We start from the raw sequence: 17646 nt of genomic DNA, 5'->3' as shown, positions 1-17646 counted from the left end.
CCGCCGTCCGCGGGTCGGTGCCGGCGTGGGCGCCGGCTGCCACGATGTGGGGGTGCTGCTCGCCCACGTCGTCCAGACCTCGGCCGCCGTCGCGGCCACGCGGTCGCGCAAGGAGAAGGTCGCCGCGCTCGCCTCGCTGCTGCGCCGGCTGCCGGTCGACCCCGACCCGCTCGAGGTGGAGGTGCTGGCGCACCTGCTCGGCGGGTCGCTGCGCCAGCGGCGCACGGGCCTCGGGTGGCGGGGGCTGCGCGACCTGCCGCCGCCCGCCGAGGTCCCGACGCTGACGGTCCTGGGCGTCGACGCGGCCTTCGAGTCGCTGGCCTCGCTGGCCGGGCCGGGTTCGCAGGCGGCGCGGGCGGCCGCGGTCGCGGCGCTCTTCGGCGCCGCCACCGCCGGGGAGCAGCCGTGGCTGCGCGGCGTCGTCACCGGCGAGGTGCGCCAGGGCGCGCTCGACGCCCTCGTGCAGGAGGCGGTCGCCGCCGCGTCCGGCGCCGCGCTCGCCTCCGTGCGCCGGGCGGCGATGCTCGCGGGCTCGACCACCCGGGCCGCCGTGGCCGCCCTCACCGGCGGCGAGGAGGCGCTGGCCGCCTTCGCCCTCGAGGTCGGACGGCCGGTGGAGCCGATGCTGGCGTCGTCGGCCACCGACGTCGCCGAGGCGCTGGCCAAGGCCGGCGGGGCGGAGGGCCGCGAGGTCGCCGTCGACCTGAAGCTCGACGGCATCCGCGTGCAGGTGCACCGCGACGGCGACGACGTGCTGGTGGTGACCCGCAGCCTCGACGACATCACGGCCCGGCTGCCCGAGGTGGTCGACGTGGTGCGCGCCCTGCCCGCCGAGCACGTCGTGCTCGACGGCGAGGCGCTGACGGTCGGCCCCGACGGGCGGCCGCGCCCCTTCCAGGAGACCGCGTCGCGCACGGCCCGCCGCGGTGCCGAGGCCCACGGCACGCGGGTCACGCCGTACTTCTTCGACGTGCTGCACCTCGACGGCCGCGACCTGCTGACCGCCCCCGCGCACGAGCGGGCCGCGGCGCTCGACGCGCTCGTGCCGGCCGAGCACCGCGTGCCCCGCGTCGTGACCGCCGACCCCGCCGAGGCGGCGCGGTTCGCGCGCGAGGCCGTCGAGTGCGGCCACGAGGGCGTCGTGGTGAAGAGCCTCGAGGCGGCCTACGAGGCGGGGCGCCGCGGCGCCGCGTGGGTCAAGGTCAAGCCGGTGCACACCCTCGACCTCGTCGTGCTCGCGGTCGAGCGGGGCAGCGGGCGGCGCTCGGCGTGGCTGTCCAACATCCACCTCGGCGCCCTCGACCCCGAGGCGACCGCGCGCGAGGGCGAGCCGCGCTTCACCATGCTGGGCAAGACCTTCAAGGGGATGACCGACGAGGTGCTCGCCTGGCAGACCGAGCGGTTCCGCGCGCTCGAGGTCGCCGACGACGGGTACGTCGTGACCGTGCGGCCCGAGCAGGTCGTCGAGGTCGCCTTCGACGGGGTGCAGCGGTCGACGCGCTACCCCGGTGGCGTTGCGCTGCGCTTCGCCCGCGTCGTGCGCTACCGCGACGACAAGGTGGCCGCCGAGGCCGACACGCTCGAGGCCGTGCGGGCGCACCTGCCGGGCTGAGCGGGTGCGGCGAGCCTCGTCGGGTACCGGAGAGGAGCGCCGTGCGCGGCGCGTGACCCACCCGCTACCCGAGAGGACGAGATGAGCGAGACCGGCCACGAGAGCACCCCTGCCACCGAGGAGGACCTCGCCGCCCAGCGCGAGGAGATCGCGGCGACGCAGGAGCAGCTCGACGCGGAGTCCGACGCCGACGGGCTCGCCGCCGAGGCGGGGCGCGGCGAGGAGACCGGGATCAGCGAGGGCTGAGGCGCACCTCGTCGCCGACCGCGACCCGACCCGGGGCGGCGACGTCGGCGTAGACGGCCACACAGAGGTCGCGCTCGGCCCCGAGGCCGGTGAGCCAGGGGTGCGACGCCGCGACGGCGCCGTCCTGGTCGACGTCGACCATCCGGCAGCGCGGCACCCGCTCCACCACGTCGAGCCGCGCCGTGCCGAGCGTGGCCTCGTGCCCGACCCAGGACTCCTCGACGAACGGCTCGTCGGTCTGCAGCACGAGGTTGGCCCGCAGCCGGCGCGGGTCGGGCGCGCCACCCCAGCGCACGGCGCACCAGGCCAGCGTGGCGGTGCCGACGAGCGAGACCGCGCCGTCGTCCTGGTGCGGCACGTCTCCCTCCGGCAGCACCGACACCGCCGTGCCCATCCGCGCGGTGAGCTCGGCGTCGAGCTCGGAGCTGCCGACCCGCCACCGCTCCCCCGCGACGCTCACCACCACGCCGTGCGCGTCGGTCGTCGCCGCGAAGTCGAAGACGGCGTCGCGGCGCCGGAAGCGCCGCGTGCTCTTGCCGGACGCGAGGTGCCCGTCGGCGTCCACCACCGCGAGCAGCCGGTCGCCGACCAGCCCGCGCGCGTCGAGGTCGACGTGCGCCAGGTCCTCGCCGCCCATCGACTTCACCGGGTAGCGGCGGATCGCCGTCACCCGCGCAGCCGACGGCCCTGGTCGCGAGGTCATGGCCGCACCGTAGTGCGCCGGGCCGACCCGACCCGGCCGTGCGCCCGCGCACACGTGTGCAACACCGGGTTGCACACCGGTACGATCCGGCGCATGAGCACGTCCCAGGGCGCTGAGGGCACCGAGAGCGCGGTGAGCCCGGTCGCACCCGCCCGCGACGGACGCCGGTCGGCAGCAGCCGCGCGGCGCCGCGAGCGCGAGCGGGACATCCTGGCGGCCACGCGTGCGCTCTTCGACGAGCGGGGGGTGCGCGACGCGCAGATCGAGGACATCGCGCAGGCGGTCGGCATCAACCGGGCGATCGTCTACCGCCACTTCACGGGCAAGGAGGAGCTCTTCGCGCTCACGGTGGTGGGCTACCTCGACGAGCTGCGCGGCCTGCTCGAGGAGGCCGCCCAGGTCGACGGCGCCCGCGCCCGGCTCGCGGCCGTCGTCACCGCCTTCGTCGACTACGGCACCACCCACCCGGCCTTCGTCGACTGCGCCCAGACCCTGATGCGCCGCACCGGCCCGGAGCTGCTCGACGAGATCTCCGAGAGCGCGCTCTTCCGGCTCGGCCGCGCCATCACCGGGTGCCTGTCGATCCTGTCCCGCACGCTGGAGGAGGGGGTCGCGAGCGGCGACTTCTCCGTCACCGACCCGACGCTGCTGGCGAACACCCTCTACGCCAGCGGTCTCGGCGCGCTCCAGCTCGCGCGCGTCGGCATCCTGGTCAAGGAGGTGGCCCCGGGCGTGCCGACGGTCGGCGAGGTCTCCCCCGACCAGGTCCGCGACTACCTCGTCGCTTCGGCGCTCGCCCTCGCGACGCACCCGGGCTGACCCGAGCGCGCGGGAGGCTCAGCGACCGCGGCCCTGGCCACCGCCCCGGCCGCCCTTGCCCCGGCCCTTCGAGCCACCTGGCGGGCCGCCCTTGCCCTTGGCCCCGCCACCCGGCCGTCCTGCGCCACCGCCTGCCTTCCCGCCGTCGCCGGACGACCCACCGGCACCCCCGCCGCTCGGGGCGACCGGGGCCGGGGTCGGCGGGGTGACCGCGACCACGAGGCGCACCACGCTCCCGACGTCGACGCGACGGCGGGCCGCCGGCTCGACGGCCACGACCGTCCCCGCGACCGCGTCTGCGGTGGTGCGCTCGACGCGTCGCGGTCGCAGCCCGCGCTCGCGCACGCGCCGCGCCGCCTCGTCGTAGGCCGTGCCGACCAGGCCCGCGGGCACCCGCACGCGCTCGACGGCAGCGGGGGCGGTCGCGCGGTCGGAGGCACCGGCGGCCGGCACGGTCGGTGTGCCGTCGCGGCCGACGACGGTGGCCACCAGCAGGCCGGCGGCCAGCACCAGCGCGGCGGCGAGGGCGACCAGCACCCGGCGCCGGCTGCGCGCCGAGCCGGCGCCGTCGACGCGCGGGTCCGCCGGGCGGGTCAGCAGCACGGTGGCACCCGACTCGTGGGCCGAGGTCGCAGCCGTGAGAGCGCCGACCGCGACGGCGACGTCGGCCGCGGAGGCCGGGCGGTCGGCCGGGTCGCGCGAGACCAGCCGCGCGACGAGGTGGCGCAGCCCCTCCGGCACCTCGTCGGGCAGCGGCGGGGCGTCGTCGTGCAGGTGCGCGAGCGCGGTGGCCACCGGCGACTCGCGGCGGAAGGGCTTGTGCCCGGTCAGGCACTCGTAGGCGAGCAGGCCCAGGGCGTAGAGGTCGGAGGCCGGACCGGCGGAGCCGCCCGCCACCTGCTCGGGGCTGAGGTAGTCGACGGTGCCGACCAGCTCGCCCGTCGCGGTCAGCGGCTCGCCGCCGGTGGAGCGCGCGATGCCGAAGTCGACGAGCACCGCACGGTCGCCGGCGAGCACCACGTTGCCCGGCTTGAGGTCACGGTGGACGGTGCCGGCGCCGTGGGCGACGGCCAGAGCGGCGGCGACCTGGCCGACCAGGTCGAGCACCCGGGCGACCGGGAGGGTCCGCTCCTCCCGCAGCACCGTGGCGAGCGAGGGGCCCTCGACGAGCTGCATCACGACGTACGGCGTGGGGGGCGAGGTCGCGGGGTCCTCGCCGTAGTCGAAGACCTGGGCGATGCCGGGGTGGTGCAGGGCGCCGGCGAGGCGGGCCTCGTCGCGCAGCCGGGCGCGGTGGACGGCGTCGTCGAGCGCGCCGGGGTGGAGCAGCTTGACCGCCACCTCGCGGCCCAGCACCTGGTCGCGGGCGCGCCGCACCGACCCGGTGCCGCCGCTCCCGAGCGGGGCGCCGAGCTCGTAGCGGCCGTCGAGCAGCTCCATCACCGACCAAGCGTAGGAACGGGCGACGGCGGTGTGCCCCACCCGGAGGGGCGCACCGCCGTCGTCAGGCTGTGTCGTGCGTCTCAGTCGGGTGCGTCAGGCCTTCTCGAGGATCGCCGTGACGCCCTGGCCGCCCGCGGCGCAGACCGAGATGACGCCGCGGCCGGAGCCCTTCTCGTCGAGCAGCTTCGCGAGGGCGGCGACGATGCGGCCGCCGGTGGCCGCGAAGGGGTGGCCCGCGGCGAGCGAGGAGCCGTTGACGTTGAGCTTGCTGCGGTCGATCGAGCCCAGCGGGGCGTCGAGGCCGAGGCGCTCCTTGCAGAAGACCGGGTCCTCCCACGCCTTGAGCGTCGAGAGCACCTGCGAGGCGAAGGCCTCGTGGATCTCGTAGAAGTCGAAGTCCTGCAGGCTCAGGCCCTCGCGCTGCAGCATCCGCGCCATGGCGTAGGCCGGGGCCATCAGCAGGCCCTCGCCGCCGTGGACGTAGTCGACCGCCGCGGTCTCGTAGGCGGTGAGGTAGGCGAGCACCGGCAGGCCGTGCTCGGCCGCCCACTCCTCCGAGGCGAGCAGCACGACCGAGGCGCCGTCGGTGAGCGGCGTGGAGTTGCCGGCCGTCATCGTGGCGGCCTCGCCCTTGCCGAAGACCGGCTTGAGCTTGCCGAGCTTCTCGACCGAGGAGTCGGGGCGGAGGTTCTGGTCACGCTCGAGGCCCCGGAAGGGGGTGACCAGGTCGTCTTGGAAGCCGGCCTCGTAGGACGCGGCGAGCTTCTGGTGCGAGGCCGCGGCCAGCGCGTCCTGCTCCTCGCGGCCGATCTGCCACTCCAGGGCGGTGAGCGCCTGGTGCTCGCCCATCGACAGCCGGGTGCGGGGCTCGCCGTTCTGCGGGATGGCGGGCACGAGGTCGCCGGGGCGCACCTTGGCCAGGGCGGCGATGCGGCCCTTGAGGTCCTTCGCGCGGTTGGCCTCGAGCAGCACCTTGCGCAGGCCCTCGCCCACGGCGATCGGGGCGTCGGAGGTGGTGTCGACGCCGCCGGCGACGCCGACCTCGATCTGGCCGAGCGCGATCTTGTTGGCGACCTGGATCGCGGCCTGCAGACCGGTGCCGCAGGCCTGCTGGATGTCGGTGGCCGGGGTCTCGGGCGAGAGCTTCGAGCCGAGCACGGCCTCGCGGGTCAGGTTGAAGTCGCGCGAGTGCTTGAGCACGGCACCGGCGACGACCTCGCCGAGGCGCTCGCCCTCGAGGCCGAAGCGGGCGACCAGGCCGTCGATCGCGGCCGTGAGCATGTCCTGGTTGGACGCGGTGGCGTAGACGGTGTTGGAGCGCGCGAAGGGGATCCGGTTGCCGCCGATGACGGCGACGCGGCGGGTCTGTGCCTGCATGTCTGACTCCTGCGGTGACGGGATCGCGGTGCGACCGCGGTGTGGTCGAGGGGGCGACAGGGGCGGTGGCCCCCGTGGTTACCTGTCGGTAGCATCGCACGGTGGTCCGCCCCGGGGAAGCCGGTGAGGGCCATGTCACCACCGGTGGACACCGAGTGCAACTCAGTGTTGCACTTCTGTCCACCGCAGCACCGCACCGCACCGACGCGCGCGACCCCGCGCCGTCAGGCACCGTCCGCAGACCGTCCCCGCAGGAGGACCCGCGCCATGAGCGACCGCTACCAGGCCTTCGTCGGCACCCCGATCGGCAAGCTGCTCGTCAAGAACCTCGGCCTGCCCGCCCCCGTGCGCCTCGACCGCTGGCGCGAGGGCGCCCCGCTCGTCGACGGCACCGTGCTGCTCGGCGGCGACGGCCGGCTGGCCAAGGAGCTGCCGGGCCTGCTCGACGGCCTCGGCGTCACCCACGCCACCGAGCTCCCCGAGGGCACCCGTGCCAAGGGCCTGGTCTTCGACGCCACCGGCCTGACCGACGCCGCCGCCCTGGCTGCCCTGCGCGCGTTCTTCACCCCGCAGATGCGCAACCTCGCACCCTGCGCCCGACTCGTCGTGATCGGCACCGACCCGGCGCACACCAGCGGCTCCGAGCGGGTCGCGCAGCGCGCCCTCGAGGGCTTCACGCGCTCGCTCGGCAAGGAGGCCGGTCGGGGCACGACCGCCCAGCTCGTCTACGTCGCGCCCGACGCCTCGGCCTCGACCCTCACCTCGACGCTGGCGTTCCTGCTCTCGCCGAAGTCGGCCTACGTCTCCGGCCAGGTCGTGCGCATCGGCACCACGGGCACGCACGACGCCGCCGAGGTCACCGACTGGGAGAAGCCGCTGGCCGGCAAGGTCGCCCTGGTGACCGGCGCGAGCCGCGGCATCGGCGAGCAGATCGCTCGGGTGCTGCACCGCGACGGCGCCACCGTGGTCGGCGTCGACGTGCCCCAGGCCGCCGACGACCTCGTCAAGCTCGCGCGTGAGCTCGACGGCGACCACCTCGTCCTCGACATCACCGCGAAGGACGCGCCGCAGCGCATCGCGCACCACCTGCAGACCAAGCACGGCGGGGTCGACGTGGTCGTTCACAACGCGGGCATCACCCGCGACAAGAAGCTGGCCAACATGGCCGAGGACCGCTGGGACTCCGTGATCGCGGTCAACCTGACCGCGCCCGAGCGGATCACCCGCGAGCTGCTGGCCCAGGGCGTCGTCAACGACAACGGCCGCATCGTCGGGGTCGCCTCGATCGCCGGCATCGCGGGCAACGTCGGCCAGACCAACTACGCCGCGTCGAAGGCCGGCGTCATCGGCCTGGTGGACAGCCTCGCCGGCGAGGTCTCCGACGGCATCACCGTCAACGCCGTCGCGCCCGGCTTCATCGTCACCGCGATGACCGCAGCGGTCCCCTTCGCCACCCGCGAGGTCGGCCAGCGCCTCAACGCGATGTCGCAGGGCGGCCTGCCGGTCGACGTCGCCGAGACCATCGCGTGGTACGCCAACCCCGCCTCGACCGCCGTCAACGGCAACGTCGTGCGGGTCTGCGGCCAGATGATGCTGGGCGCCTGATGGCCGGGCAGCAGCCGAGCGGCCGCAGCGACGCCGCGCACCCCGACCGCACCGTCCTGCTCGAGCAGCCCCCGGGCAGCCTCAGCACCCTGGTGCGGGCGGCGCTGCCGACCGTGCCGGTGGTCGGCTCGCTGCCGGGCGTGCGCAAGGGCTCGCGCGAGGACTTCGCAGGACTGTCCTACGCCCGCCACGGCGTGCGGCTCGAGCGCGACCACGTCGAGGCGTACGCCGCGGTGTGCGGCTTCCCGGTCAAGGACACCGTGCCGGTGACCTACCCCCACATGGCGGCCTTCCCGCTGCACATGGCGATCATGACCGACCGGGCGTTCCCCTACCCCGCGATCGGCACGGTGCACGTCGAGAACGCGATCACCGCCCACCGCGCGATCGGCGTCGGCGAGGTGCTCGACGTGGCGGTGCAGGTCTCCCCCGCCCGGCCGCACGCCAAGGGCGTGGTGCTCGACTTCCGCACCCAGGCCTCGGCCGACGGCGAGCTCGTGTGGGAGAGCACCTCGACCTACCTGCGCCGAGGGAAGAGCAACCCCGACGCGCCCACCGGTCTCGTGCTCGAGGACGTGCCGGCGGGCAGCACCCGGTGGAGCCTGCCCGGTGACCTCGGTCGCCGCTACGGCGCGGTCTCGGGCGACCGCAACCCGATCCACCTCTACCCGCTCACCGCCAAGGCGCTCGGCTTCCCCCGCCAGATCGCCCACGGCATGTGGAGCAAGGCGCGGTGCATCGCGGCGCTGGAGAACAGGCTGCCCGGCGCCGTCAGCGTCGAGGTGTCCTTCCGCAAGCCGGTGCTGCTGCCGGGCACGGTCGCCTTCGGCGCCCGCCCCTCGGGCGAGGGCTGGGCCTTCTCGCTCAGCTCCCGCTCCGGCTCCGCCCACCTGCTGGGTCGCACCACCCCCGCCTGACGCGCGCCCGGTCGGGCGCGGCGACGCCGCCCCAGGCGTACGCCGCGCCCGCCGGCTCGCCAGCCCCCTCGCCCCGGCCCGGCTGCTCGTGCTCGCGGGGGTCACGGGCTGCCCCCGGACGGGTTGCTCCGACGTCGGCGGCTCCACGGCCTGTCCGTGACGATCCCCCGCGCCCTCGTCGTGGCGTCAGGGACCGTGAGGGTGGAGGTCTGCGACGCCCGTGGGTGCGCGACGGGCACGGCCGCGCTCCGGCCCGCACCCGAGGGCCCGGTCGGCCGGTAGGTGGACGCGACCTCCGACGACTTGGGACGCGGCTCCAGCCCGGGCCGGTCGAGGTCACCGTCGAGCTGTCCGACGCGAGCGGCGTCGTCGTCGCAACCGCTGATCGCGCGACCACCCTCACGCGGTCCTTCCTGAACAGCGATTCGTGCGACGGCGACGGCTACGTCGTCGGGGTCGCCAAACTCACGACCTACAACCGGACTGCCTGACTCGAAGCGGGCGTCACGCCGTCCGCTCATGCCGATGAGCGGACGGGGATGAGCGGAGTCGCCGCCGTCAATCGACCGATCACTCCGCTGCCGTGTTGAGCGTGAACTCTTCGAGCCAGGGCGCGTACACACGGTCTAACGTCGCCCGCCAGCGCCGCCCGAAGGCAACCGGGTCCTCCCTGCCGGAGGCCGACCAATCAGCGACTGCCGCCTCGATCTGGTCGTGAGCCTGCAGCACTTCCGCCTCTGTCGAGCCGCCGGAGTGTCCATGGGTGTGAATGACCTCCGCCCACGTTCCGAACACATCGCTGATCAGCCTCGCCGCCTCACCGACGTTCGCATCCCCGACGAACCACCAGGCGGCAGAGGCCACTCCGACGCCGACCTCGTAGGTCTCAGTCGGATCCGTTCGCAACTCAGCCGCCACCATGTCAATATGGCCAATCAGGTCCATCCCGTGATCGTCTCCCGGGTTGCTTGCTTATGCCGGTGAATGGTCCAATTGCCCGACCATGCCGGTATCGGGGCGAGTGCGGCTAGCCTGCGGCGGTGCGCACCTTTCTCGCGGCTCAAACGCTCGCTGCGTCATCCTCACGAGGCCTTCCGTCGATCGCCGAACTGTTCGTATTCGTTCTGGCCATCGCGTTCTGGGTTGCCGTCGTTGTCCTCGTAGTTCGCTTCTTGAGGCACCGCCGCCGCTGAGTGACCAACCATGCCGCTGTCGGGGCGCAGCGCCCAACCATGCCGCGTTCAGGACGGCATCGCGTGACCGCTCATGCCGCATGCAGGACGGCATAGCGTGACCGCTCATGCCGCATGCAGGACGGCAGAGCGTGACCGCTCATGCCGCATCCAGGACGGCATAGCGTGACCGCTCATGCCGCATCCAGGACGGCAAAGCGTGACCTCTGAACCAGCCCTAGGGGCCGCTGCGCGTCGCGTGCATACTGCCTGTGTGCAGACCCAGACGCGGCGCGAGGAGAAGGGCATCCGGATCGCCACGGCGATGTTCCTCGGAGCCGCGCTGATGATTCTCGGCAATCTCGCGCTGTGGGCGGTGACTCGAATCGTCGAGCTCGATGGTTTCCTCGCCGCAAACCTTTCCGATGGAATCTCGGCGCTCGGAGCGCTCGTCACTTTGGGCTACCTGTTTAGACACCGGCGCAGCCATTCCCGCTGAGGGTCTCGATGTGGTGGTCGGTCATGCCGCTTCGCTCGGAGCACCGTCGGGGCGCGAGCTCCCGACCATGCCGCATGCAGGACGGCAAAGCGTGACCGCTCATGCCGCGTTCGAGACGGCAGAGCGCCCGACAACGGTCCGCTGGACTTATGCTCGACTCGCACTCGGGGGGCAAGGATGAGAACCAGACTGACGCTGCTGTTGATGATGGGTGTCGCAGCCATGCTTGGGGTCGCGCAGCTTTATCAGATAGCGACAGGTTGCGAGCACAACCCACCACTCGGGACCGTCGAGTACTTCAGTATTCGGCGCGACTACGGACTGCACGAGACAACCTGTTCCTATAAGCGTGCTGGAACCACTGTTGTCGTGACGAGGACGCCTCACGCCCTGGTAGCACTGGCGACCGCGCTGTCTGCGTCGTGCGCCGCCGCGATTGCCACTTCACTCGCGCGGTCCGCCCGGCGCATGCGGCGCAGCGGCCTCGCATCGGCAGACCGCTGACCCGAGCTTCTTTGGGGTGCCTTGCTTCCGCCGTGAAAGGGGATGCGCGCCCAACCATGCCGCATCCAGGACGGCAGAGCGTGACCGCTCATGCCGCATCCAGGGGCGTGACGCCCGGTCGTGGGCGTAACGCCGACTAAGTCGCGAACCACGACACCCGGACTTATGCGTGGGACGCACTAGTCAGCGAGGCTTTGTCTCCGGCACGATCGGGCCGACTGCCGCCCATCACCGAGGCGACGGCGGCAGGGGGAATCTCAGGGGTCATGAACAACTCGGGGTTGCTGATCGGATGGTCGTTGCGTGGCGTTGCAGCGCGTTCCCTAGTAGGAGTGCGAGCGACCATCACGGCCATCTGTCGCGTGCCGGGTTCAGTGGAGGCTCTGAACCGACGCGCCGACGGTAGTCGGGGCGGGGTTGTGCCGGTAGTGCTCGTCCTCGAACTCGACGGGTGGGACGAGTCCGATCTCGCCGTGCAGGCGTCGGTGGTTGAACCAGTCGATGTACTCCGCGACGGCGATCTCGAGGTCGTCGATGCTCTTCCACGGTCCCTTGTTGCGGACCAGCTCGGCCTTGAACAGCGAGTTGAACGCCTCGGCCAGGGCGTTGTCGTAGGAATCGCCTGTCGACCCGACCGACGCGACGGCGCCGGCCTCGGCCAGTCGCTGGGTGTAGCGCACCGCGAGGTACTGAACGCCCTTGTCGGAGTGTGCGATCACGCCGGTGGTGTCCTGGCCGGCGTGCTGGCGAGTCCACAGGCCCATCTCGAGGGCGTCCAGCGCCAGGTCGGTGCGCAGGCTCTTCGACAGTTGCCAGCCCACGACGCGGCGGGAGTAGACGTCGATGACGAAGGCCGCGTAGACCCAGCCGGCGAAGGTGCGGCAGTAGGTGATGTCGGCGACCCAGACCCGGTTCGGTGCCGGCGCCTTGAAGTCGCGGTCCAGCAGGTCCGGCCTCGTGTCGGGTCCGCTCCCGGGGATCGTGGTGCGTGGGCCCTTGCCTCTGCTGATCCCACGGAGCCCGTCGGCACGCATCAGCCGGTGCACGGTGCACCTGGCGATCCGGTGGCCGCGCCGGTTGAGCTCGGCGTGCATCTTCCGCACCCCGTAGACGCCGTAGTTCTCCGAGTGCACCCGGCGGAGCACCTGCAGGTGCTGCTCGTCGGCGACCGCTCGCGCCGACGGCGGCCGGGCCTTGGCGGCGTAGTAGGTGCTCGGGGCGATCTGCATCCCGGCCCGTCGTAGGACGGTGCAGATCGGCTCGACCCCGAACCGGCCGCGGTGCTGGTCGATGTAATCGACCAGCACCGCCGTGGTCACTTCAACTTGCGGTCGAGCTCCGCCGCGGCGAAAAACGCCGACGCCGTCCGCAAGATCTCGTTCGCCCGCCGCAGCTCGCGAACCTCACGCTCGAGCTCGACGATCCGCTGCGCCTCGGCGGTGGTCACGCCGGGGCGGTGCCCCTCGTCGATCTCGGCCTGCTGGACCCAGTTGCGCAGCGTCTCGGGATTGATCCCCAACTGCTCACCGACCCGACGCAGAGCGCCCGTCTTCGTCGCCGGGTCACGCCGCAGGTCGACCGCCATCCGGATCGCCCGCTCCCGAAGCTCCTCGGGATATTTCCTCGGTGCTGCCATGACTCTCATCCTTCCGTGGAATGAGAGCCTCCATCAGACCCGGCACGCGACACTTCTCCGTGCAGCACCTGGCCGACGTCGAAGCACCCACGCCACTGCTGTTCGGAGTCGTTGCCGCCTCCGCCGCCTTTGCATGCGGCATGAGCGGTCACGCTATGCCGTCCTGAACGCGGCATGAGCGGTCACCAGCGTGAGCCTGAGGCATCATCGCGATGTGAGCGACGGAATCGCTGAAACCGTGATCCACGAGGTCCCCACCCGAGATGGGCAGCACACCTGGACTCTCACCTACCGCCCATGGGACGGCGACCACTTCCTTCGCCTTCTCATCGACGGTCAAGAGCATGAGGCTGGCGGTGGGTTCGACATCCCGGCGGTCACCGAAATCGGCTTCGCGGGCGGCCTGACACCGGGCAAGGGGGACTACATCCTCTACGGCTTGACCTCGAGCCGAGTTGCCCGAGTTCGGGCCGAATCCGATGACGTCCAGCACTGGTCCGAAGTTGGCACCCGTGAGGTGGTGGCCGCAGCAGGTCCCTCGGACGGCTCGCCCCTTCGCTGCTTCGTCCTAGTACGACCACCGGTGGACGACGTGAGGGCCCTGGTGGGTCTCGATGCTGACGGCCAGACGGTTCAGCGCATCGTGCTCCCGTAAGCCCCCAGACAGCGGCAGATGCGGATGTTTAGGTCCGGACGAAGACACCTTGACGCCTCGCAGGCCGGAACCCGTTCTTCTCGTAAAACGCCGACGCCTCGCTGTCGCGCGCTGTCAGCAGGTACCAGTGGTTCACGGTCGGAAGTGCCTCAGCAAGTGCTTTGAGTAGGCGCGTCCCGTACCCCTGGCGTTGCAGGGTGCGCCGTACGCACATCTCTTGAATCAGGAAGTGATCGTCCGCGCCTGATCGCTCTAAGTGGCCGAGCACGAAGCCTTGGAGGTCGCCCCCTCGGTCGGCTCCCCACAGGCAGAGCCCTGTCGATCGAGGGGTCGCGAGGAAGTCGTTGAGTCGCAGAGACGCATCGTCGGTGGTCCAGGACTCGTCCCACGGAGGCGCGTTGAAGGTATCGACGTAGAGCGACACGCAGTCACCCAGCGACTCGGCGTCCAAGGAAGTGATCACTCGGCAACGGTGCCACACGCTGCGGAGAACAAGCCGTCCGCACATCGGCATGAGCGGATGCTCCCGAAATCGCGATCTGCTCCTGCGCAAGCTCGGCCGGACGGGTCCCGGGGGTCGGCCGCGAGCCGTACGCTCAGCCGATGCCGTCCCTCCTCGACATCCTCCGCGACGTGGTCGACCCGGCAGTGCGTGCCGTGCTGACCGACGACGAAGTGACCGCGGTGGGCGTGCGCTACGCCGCGGAGGGCACGGTCCAGCTCGACGTGGACGCACTCGGCGACCACTTCACCGACTGGGTCTTCCAGCCGGGCGCGGAGGTCCCGGAGGGCGGGTGGGCGGAGCGTCTGCGGTCGAACCTGGTCGACTTCGTCGCCGAGAGCCCGGGCGGCTGGGGGCAGGACCGTGGAGGTGGCCCGCCCGGCCGCTGACCGGCCCGGCTGACCACCCCGAGCGCCCACCTTGTGGGCACGCACCCGAAGCGGGAGACTCCGCGGGTGGCCGAGAGGGTGGGCGTGGGGGCGGTGCTCGGCCTGTGGTCGGGGATCGCGCTGGTCTTCGTCGTCGTCCTGCTCCCGCGCATCCAGGACGGCGACTTCTACGAGGTCGGGGACCCGCTCGTCCACCTGGGCCTGCCCGCCCTCCTCGTCGCCTCGCTGGCCGGTGCGGCGGCCGGGACCGTGGCGGGTCTGGTGACCGAGCGGCGCGTGCGGGCCGGTGCCCGCCTCGCGGCGCGGGTCGCGGCGCTGGCCGGCATCGCGCTCCTGGCCGTCCTCTACGCCTGGGGCGTCGGGTGACGACGCCGAGGAGGCACCGGTGAAGCTGCTGCTGACCTCCGGCGGGGTGACCGTCCCGAGCATCCGCGAGGCGCTCGTCGACATGCTCGGCAAGCCGGTCGAGGAGGCCACGGCCCTGTGCATCCCGACCGCGATGTACGCCCACCCGTGGGTCGGCATGGGCACGATGGCGTGGGACTTCGTCGCCGGCCGCTCGGAGAACCCGATGGTCGACCTGGGGTGGGCCTCGGTGGGGCTGCTCGAGCTCACCGCACTCCCCAGCATCGACCGCGAGCTGTGGGAGCCGCGGGTGCGCGAGGCCGACGCGCTGCTCGTCGCGGGCGGTGACGTGCTCTTCCTGTGCCACTGGATGCGCGAGTCGGGCCTGGTGGACCTGCTGGCCGAGCTCGACGACACCGTCTGGGTCGGGCTCAGCGCCGGCAGCATGGTGATGACGCCCGAGGTCGGCGAGGACTTCGTGCAGTGACGACCACCCTCCGGGGACACCAGCACCCTCGGCTGGGTCGACTTCTCGATCTGCCCGCACCTGGCCGCCGACGGCGAGCCCGGCAACAGTCGCGCCGAGGCCGAGGCGTGGGCGGCGACGGTGAGCGGGCCGGCGTACGCCCTGGACGACCGCACCGCCATCCGCGTCGAGGGCGACCAGGTGACGTGGGTGTCGGAGGGGACGTGGTTCGCGCTCTGAGGACGACGTCCGGCGTCGCCGCCGTGTGCTCCTCGCCCTGAGTCGCGAAACATGGCAACACCCGCAGATCTGCCGAGGATCGACGCCAGCACGCTCGCCGAGGCGCAGCGACCTCGCCGCGTGACCTAGCGTCGTCGTGACCACCACCTGCCGACGAGGACACCGTGTCGACCCCCACCAGCGCGCCCCAGCGACTCCGCCGCCGGAGCGGACGCACGAAGGACCCCCTCGCCCCGCTCGAGTCGGTGGTCACCCTCCTGATCAGCGTGTTCGTCGGCTCCCTCCTGCTGATCGGGATCATGGCCGGCGTCGACGTCGCCCGCGGTGGCCCGTCCGGCGCCACCGTCTTCGGCTTCGGCGCCGGCTCGACGTGCATCGACACCCGACCCGGGGAGTCGCTGAGCAGCCGGATCGGCAACCTGGGGCTCGCACGCATCCCGGAGGCGGACGGCGAGTTCGGCACGAGCGCCGGGTCGTTGCGGCCGAGCGCCTGGACGGTCTGCCTCGACGACCCGACGACGGTCCAGTACGTCGTCGCGCGCGCCGACACGCTCGCGACCGCCACACTGTTCCTGGTCTCGATGGGGCTGCTCGTGCGTGTCCTCCGTCGAGCCCGTCGCGACGGCTACTTCCACACCCGGACCTGCAACGCCCTCATCGACCTCGGTCGCTTCCTCGGCGCCTACGGGTTCCTGGCCGGCTTCGCGCTGGAGTGGGCGCGAGCCGCCGTGGTCGACGCCGTCTTCCCGCAGCGCGACATCGGGTCCTCCTGGGACGTCGCGAACGTCGACTGGACCCTCGTCGTCGCCGGTCTGGGCCTGATCACCGTCGCTCGGGTCCTCGCCGAAGCCCGGCCGAGGGTGACCTCCCAGCACGGGGCCGGCGACTGAGGCCCCACCGATCGTGGTGGTGCCGACGTGTCGTGCGAGCATCCGTCGCCGTGGAGCTCGCAGTCCAGGTAGGCGCTGGTGACCCCGCGCTCGACCAGCGCCTGAGCGATGAGCTCGACGCGCACAACGCGGCCGCGCCGGCCGGCACCGCCCCCGCTGCGGAGCTCAGCGTGCGCGTCGAGCACGACGGCGAGCTGGTGGCCGGGATCTCGGGGTGGACGTGGGGTCAGGCCGCGGGCATCGCGATGTTGTGGGTCCATCACCAACACCGGGCGCGCGGCCTCGGCGCGACGATGCTCGAGGCATTCGAGTCGGAGGCGGCACGACGTGGGTGCGACCACGTCTTCACGACGTCGTTCACGTTCCAGGCCCCGGGGTTCTACGAGAAGGCGGGGTACGTCGAGTTCGCCCGCTGGGAGGGTGTGCCGACCGACGGTCGAGACGACGTCCACCTCCGCAAGGAACTGCCGCCGACCTGAGGCCGCGACGCGTCCCACCGGGCCCCCGGCTCCGGCCCTCGACAGCGGGCGCACCGTGGCTACGATGCCGAGATGAGGTCTCAGGAGGAGCGCGACGAGCAGACGCTGCTCATCGCCTCCTGGACGCTCAAGCTGGGGTTGGTGCTCGGCCTGTTCTTCGCCGCCGGCGCCCTCTACGGGTGGCTCACCTGAGCAGAGGGATGCCCTTCCGCTCCCTCAGCCCTCCAGCGCAGCACCGATGGCCGCGAGCTCGTCGACGACCGTCCGCACGGCCAGCCGGGCGTAGCGGTCAGGCCGGCACAGCGCCGCGAGCGAGCGGCGTGCGTGCACGCCGTCGAGCGGCCGGGTGACCATGCCGTCCCCGGTCGCCGTGGTGAAGCGCGGCAGGAGCGCGAGGCCGACGCCCGCCCGGACCAGGGCAGCGGCGAGCTGGTTGTCGCGGATGCGCACGGCCCGCCGCAGCGGCTCGTCGAGCGCCTGCTCGACAGCGAGCAGGACCGTGTCGAAGGGGTAGCCGACCGGGACGCCGACCCACGTCGTGCCCCGGAGGTGCTCCGGGCGCAGGCGGTCGTGCCCGCAGAGTGGGTGACCGGCGGGCAGGGCGACGTCGATCGGCTCGCGCGCCAGCACCCGCCGTGCGAGGCCGTCGCTGCCGAGCGGGAAGTCACCGGTGAGGCTGTGGCCCACCACGACGTCGTGGTCGACGGTGCGCGCGGCGTAGTCGGCCTCGGCCAGGTCGAGGTCGTCCAGCTCGACACGGATCTCGGTGCCCCGGAGCCGCTCGACCAGGGCGGGCAGCAGCGCCGTGCCGGCCGACGGGAGCGTGCCGATGCCGACCACCCCGGCCGGACGCCCGCGCAGGGCGTCCAGGCGCGCCTGCACGCCTGCGAGCACGGCGCCGACCTCGTCAGCACTGTCGGCGAGCAGCTGACCCTCGGCGGTCAGGCGCAGCCCGCGCCCGACCCGCTCGACCAGCGCCACCCCGACCTCCCGCTCGGCGGTGCGCAGCTGCTGCGACAACGCGGACGGCGTGCGGTGCGTCGCCGCAGCGACGGCGGTCAGGCTGCCGCGCACCGACAGCTCGCGCAGCAGCTCGAGGTGGGCGACGTCCATGAAGGCAGCCTAAACGGACAGTGCAGGACCTTTC

General features: G+C 72.7%; 18 protein-coding genes, 1 pseudogene and 1 other annotated feature. Of the genes and pseudogenes, 12 read left to right on the top strand and 7 right to left on the bottom strand.

Annotated features, from left to right (window positions below):
• Positions 1-52: 52 nt before the first annotated feature.
• Together BJ989_RS10270 and BJ989_RS10265 are read left to right on the top strand one after the other, a co-directional pair.
• Positions 53-1612 carry an ATP-dependent DNA ligase gene (locus BJ989_RS10270; protein WP_179518130.1) on the top strand — a complete coding sequence of 520 codons (1560 nt, stop codon included), beginning with the start codon at positions 53-55 and terminating at the stop codon, positions 1610-1612.
• Between the two features lie 81 nt (positions 1613-1693).
• Entirely contained in the window at positions 1694-1858 is a 165-nt protein-coding gene (locus BJ989_RS10265) for a hypothetical protein (protein WP_179518129.1), read from the top strand.
• Here the strand turns inward: BJ989_RS10265 and BJ989_RS10260 are convergent.
• Complete coding sequence (locus tag BJ989_RS10260; RefSeq protein ID WP_179518128.1) at positions 1845-2561, bottom strand: MOSC domain-containing protein; 717 nt, start codon at positions 2559-2561, stop codon at positions 1845-1847. The two genes, BJ989_RS10265 and BJ989_RS10260, sit on opposite strands and share 14 nt — an antisense overlap.
• Before the next feature lie 93 nt (positions 2562-2654).
• Here BJ989_RS10260 and BJ989_RS10255 point away from each other — a divergent pair, with 93 nt between their 5' ends.
• Positions 2655-3380: a TetR/AcrR family transcriptional regulator gene (locus BJ989_RS10255; protein WP_179518127.1), complete on the top strand. Its 726-nt coding sequence runs from the start codon at positions 2655-2657 to the stop codon at positions 3378-3380.
• A gap of 18 nt (positions 3381-3398) precedes the next feature.
• Here the strand turns inward: BJ989_RS10255 and BJ989_RS10250 are convergent, their stop codons facing one another.
• Positions 3399-4820 carry a serine/threonine-protein kinase gene (locus BJ989_RS10250; protein ID WP_246283981.1) on the bottom strand — a complete coding sequence of 474 codons (1422 nt, stop codon included), beginning with the start codon at positions 4818-4820 and terminating at the stop codon, positions 3399-3401.
• A 96-nt stretch (positions 4821-4916) separates the two neighbouring features.
• On the bottom strand, positions 4917-6200 hold the full coding sequence (locus BJ989_RS10245; protein WP_179518125.1) for an acetyl-CoA C-acetyltransferase: 1284 nt from the start codon (positions 6198-6200) through the stop codon (positions 4917-4919).
• Between the two features lie 267 nt (positions 6201-6467).
• On the opposite strand from BJ989_RS10245, the gene BJ989_RS10240 reads away from it, so the two are divergent.
• Together BJ989_RS10240 and BJ989_RS10235 are read left to right on the top strand one after the other, a co-directional pair.
• Positions 6468-7805, top strand: a complete 1338-nt coding sequence (locus BJ989_RS10240) for a 3-oxoacyl-ACP reductase (protein ID WP_179518124.1) — start codon at positions 6468-6470, stop codon at positions 7803-7805.
• Positions 7805-8722, top strand: coding sequence for a MaoC family dehydratase (locus BJ989_RS10235; RefSeq protein ID WP_179518123.1), 918 nt, complete (start codon positions 7805-7807; stop codon positions 8720-8722). Before BJ989_RS10240 ends, BJ989_RS10235 begins: the two co-directional genes overlap by 1 nt.
• Positions 8723-9292: 570 nt before the next feature.
• Here the strand turns inward: BJ989_RS10235 and BJ989_RS10230 are convergent.
• A complete protein-coding gene (locus tag BJ989_RS10230) occupies positions 9293-9667 on the bottom strand; it encodes a hypothetical protein (protein WP_179518122.1) in 375 nt (124 codons plus the stop codon).
• 501 nt (positions 9668-10168) lie between these two features.
• On the opposite strand from BJ989_RS10230, the gene BJ989_RS10225 reads away from it, so the two are divergent.
• Positions 10169-10393 (top strand): hypothetical protein, encoded by a 225-nt coding sequence (locus BJ989_RS10225; RefSeq protein WP_179518121.1) that lies wholly within the window; start codon positions 10169-10171, stop codon positions 10391-10393.
• 875 nt (positions 10394-11268) lie between these two features.
• Here BJ989_RS10225 and BJ989_RS10220 read toward each other — a convergent pair.
• A protein-coding gene (locus tag BJ989_RS10220; protein ID WP_179518120.1) for an IS3 family transposase occupies positions 11269-12533 on the bottom strand; the annotation gives its coding sequence in 2 pieces (ribosomal slippage) (positions 11269-12242 and positions 12242-12533; 1266 coding nt in all).
• Positions 12112-12255 (bottom strand) — a sequence feature (AL1L pseudoknot). It overlaps the preceding gene by 144 nt.
• Before the next feature lie 214 nt (positions 12534-12747).
• Here BJ989_RS10220 and BJ989_RS10215 point away from each other — a divergent pair.
• A complete protein-coding gene (locus tag BJ989_RS10215; RefSeq protein WP_179518119.1) occupies positions 12748-13188 on the top strand; it encodes a hypothetical protein in 441 nt (146 codons plus the stop codon).
• A gap of 28 nt (positions 13189-13216) precedes the next feature.
• On the opposite strand, the gene BJ989_RS19015 is transcribed toward BJ989_RS10215, so the two are convergent.
• On the bottom strand, positions 13217-13696 hold the full coding sequence (locus tag BJ989_RS19015; RefSeq protein ID WP_425490017.1) for a GNAT family N-acetyltransferase: 480 nt from the start codon (positions 13694-13696) through the stop codon (positions 13217-13219).
• Between the two features lie 95 nt (positions 13697-13791).
• On the opposite strand from BJ989_RS19015, the gene BJ989_RS10205 reads away from it, so the two are divergent.
• From BJ989_RS10205 to BJ989_RS10185, 5 genes and pseudogenes are all read left to right on the top strand, one after another.
• On the top strand, positions 13792-14079 hold the full coding sequence (locus BJ989_RS10205) for a hypothetical protein (RefSeq protein ID WP_179518117.1): 288 nt from the start codon (positions 13792-13794) through the stop codon (positions 14077-14079).
• Positions 14080-14145: 66 nt separating this feature from the next.
• Positions 14146-14445 carry a hypothetical protein gene (locus BJ989_RS10200; protein ID WP_179518116.1) on the top strand — a complete coding sequence of 100 codons (300 nt, stop codon included), beginning with the start codon at positions 14146-14148 and terminating at the stop codon, positions 14443-14445.
• A pseudogene (locus BJ989_RS10195) lies at positions 14366-15130 on the top strand (Type 1 glutamine amidotransferase-like domain-containing protein). Before BJ989_RS10200 ends, BJ989_RS10195 begins: the two are co-directional and overlap by 80 nt.
• A gap of 164 nt (positions 15131-15294) precedes the next feature.
• The gene (locus tag BJ989_RS10190; RefSeq protein ID WP_179518115.1) at positions 15295-16020 is read left to right on the top strand and encodes a hypothetical protein; all 726 of its coding nucleotides are present in this window, start codon (positions 15295-15297) and stop codon (positions 16018-16020) included.
• A 50-nt stretch (positions 16021-16070) separates the two neighbouring features.
• Positions 16071-16499, top strand: a complete 429-nt coding sequence (locus tag BJ989_RS10185; RefSeq protein WP_179518114.1) for a GNAT family N-acetyltransferase — start codon at positions 16071-16073, stop codon at positions 16497-16499.
• A 216-nt stretch (positions 16500-16715) separates the two neighbouring features.
• On the opposite strand, the gene BJ989_RS10180 is transcribed toward BJ989_RS10185, so the two are convergent.
• A complete protein-coding gene (locus tag BJ989_RS10180; protein WP_179518113.1) occupies positions 16716-17612 on the bottom strand; it encodes a LysR family transcriptional regulator in 897 nt (298 codons plus the stop codon).
• Positions 17613-17646: the final 34 nt, after the last annotated feature.

Source organism: Nocardioides perillae (genome assembly GCF_013409425.1).
Taxonomy (GTDB): Bacteria; Actinomycetota; Actinomycetes; order Propionibacteriales; family Nocardioidaceae; genus Nocardioides; species Nocardioides perillae.
The sequence above is the reverse complement of the archived record's forward strand: the minus strand, read 5'-3'. Positions and strand labels throughout refer to the sequence as shown.

Coding starts and splice junctions, on each gene's coding strand:
- BJ989_RS10265 (WP_179518129.1), top strand. CDS start 1,694: ATGAGCGAGACCGGCCACGAGAGCACCCCTGCCACCGAGGAGGACCTC.
- BJ989_RS10260 (WP_179518128.1), bottom strand. CDS start 2,561: ATGACCTCGCGACCAGGGCCGTCGGCTGCGCGGGTGACGGCGATCCGC.
- BJ989_RS10255 (WP_179518127.1), top strand. CDS start 2,655: ATGAGCACGTCCCAGGGCGCTGAGGGCACCGAGAGCGCGGTGAGCCCG.
- BJ989_RS10250 (WP_246283981.1), bottom strand. CDS start 4,820: ATGGAGCTGCTCGACGGCCGCTACGAGCTCGGCGCCCCGCTCGGGAGC.
- BJ989_RS10245 (WP_179518125.1), bottom strand. CDS start 6,200: ATGCAGGCACAGACCCGCCGCGTCGCCGTCATCGGCGGCAACCGGATC.
- BJ989_RS10240 (WP_179518124.1), top strand. CDS start 6,468: ATGAGCGACCGCTACCAGGCCTTCGTCGGCACCCCGATCGGCAAGCTG.
- BJ989_RS10235 (WP_179518123.1), top strand. CDS start 7,805: ATGGCCGGGCAGCAGCCGAGCGGCCGCAGCGACGCCGCGCACCCCGAC.
- BJ989_RS10230 (WP_179518122.1), bottom strand. CDS start 9,667: ATGGACCTGATTGGCCATATTGACATGGTGGCGGCTGAGTTGCGAACG.
- BJ989_RS19015 (WP_425490017.1), bottom strand. CDS start 13,696: ATGTGCGGACGGCTTGTTCTCCGCAGCGTGTGGCACCGTTGCCGAGTG.
- BJ989_RS10205 (WP_179518117.1), top strand. CDS start 13,792: ATGCCGTCCCTCCTCGACATCCTCCGCGACGTGGTCGACCCGGCAGTG.
- BJ989_RS10180 (WP_179518113.1), bottom strand. CDS start 17,612: ATGGACGTCGCCCACCTCGAGCTGCTGCGCGAGCTGTCGGTGCGCGGC.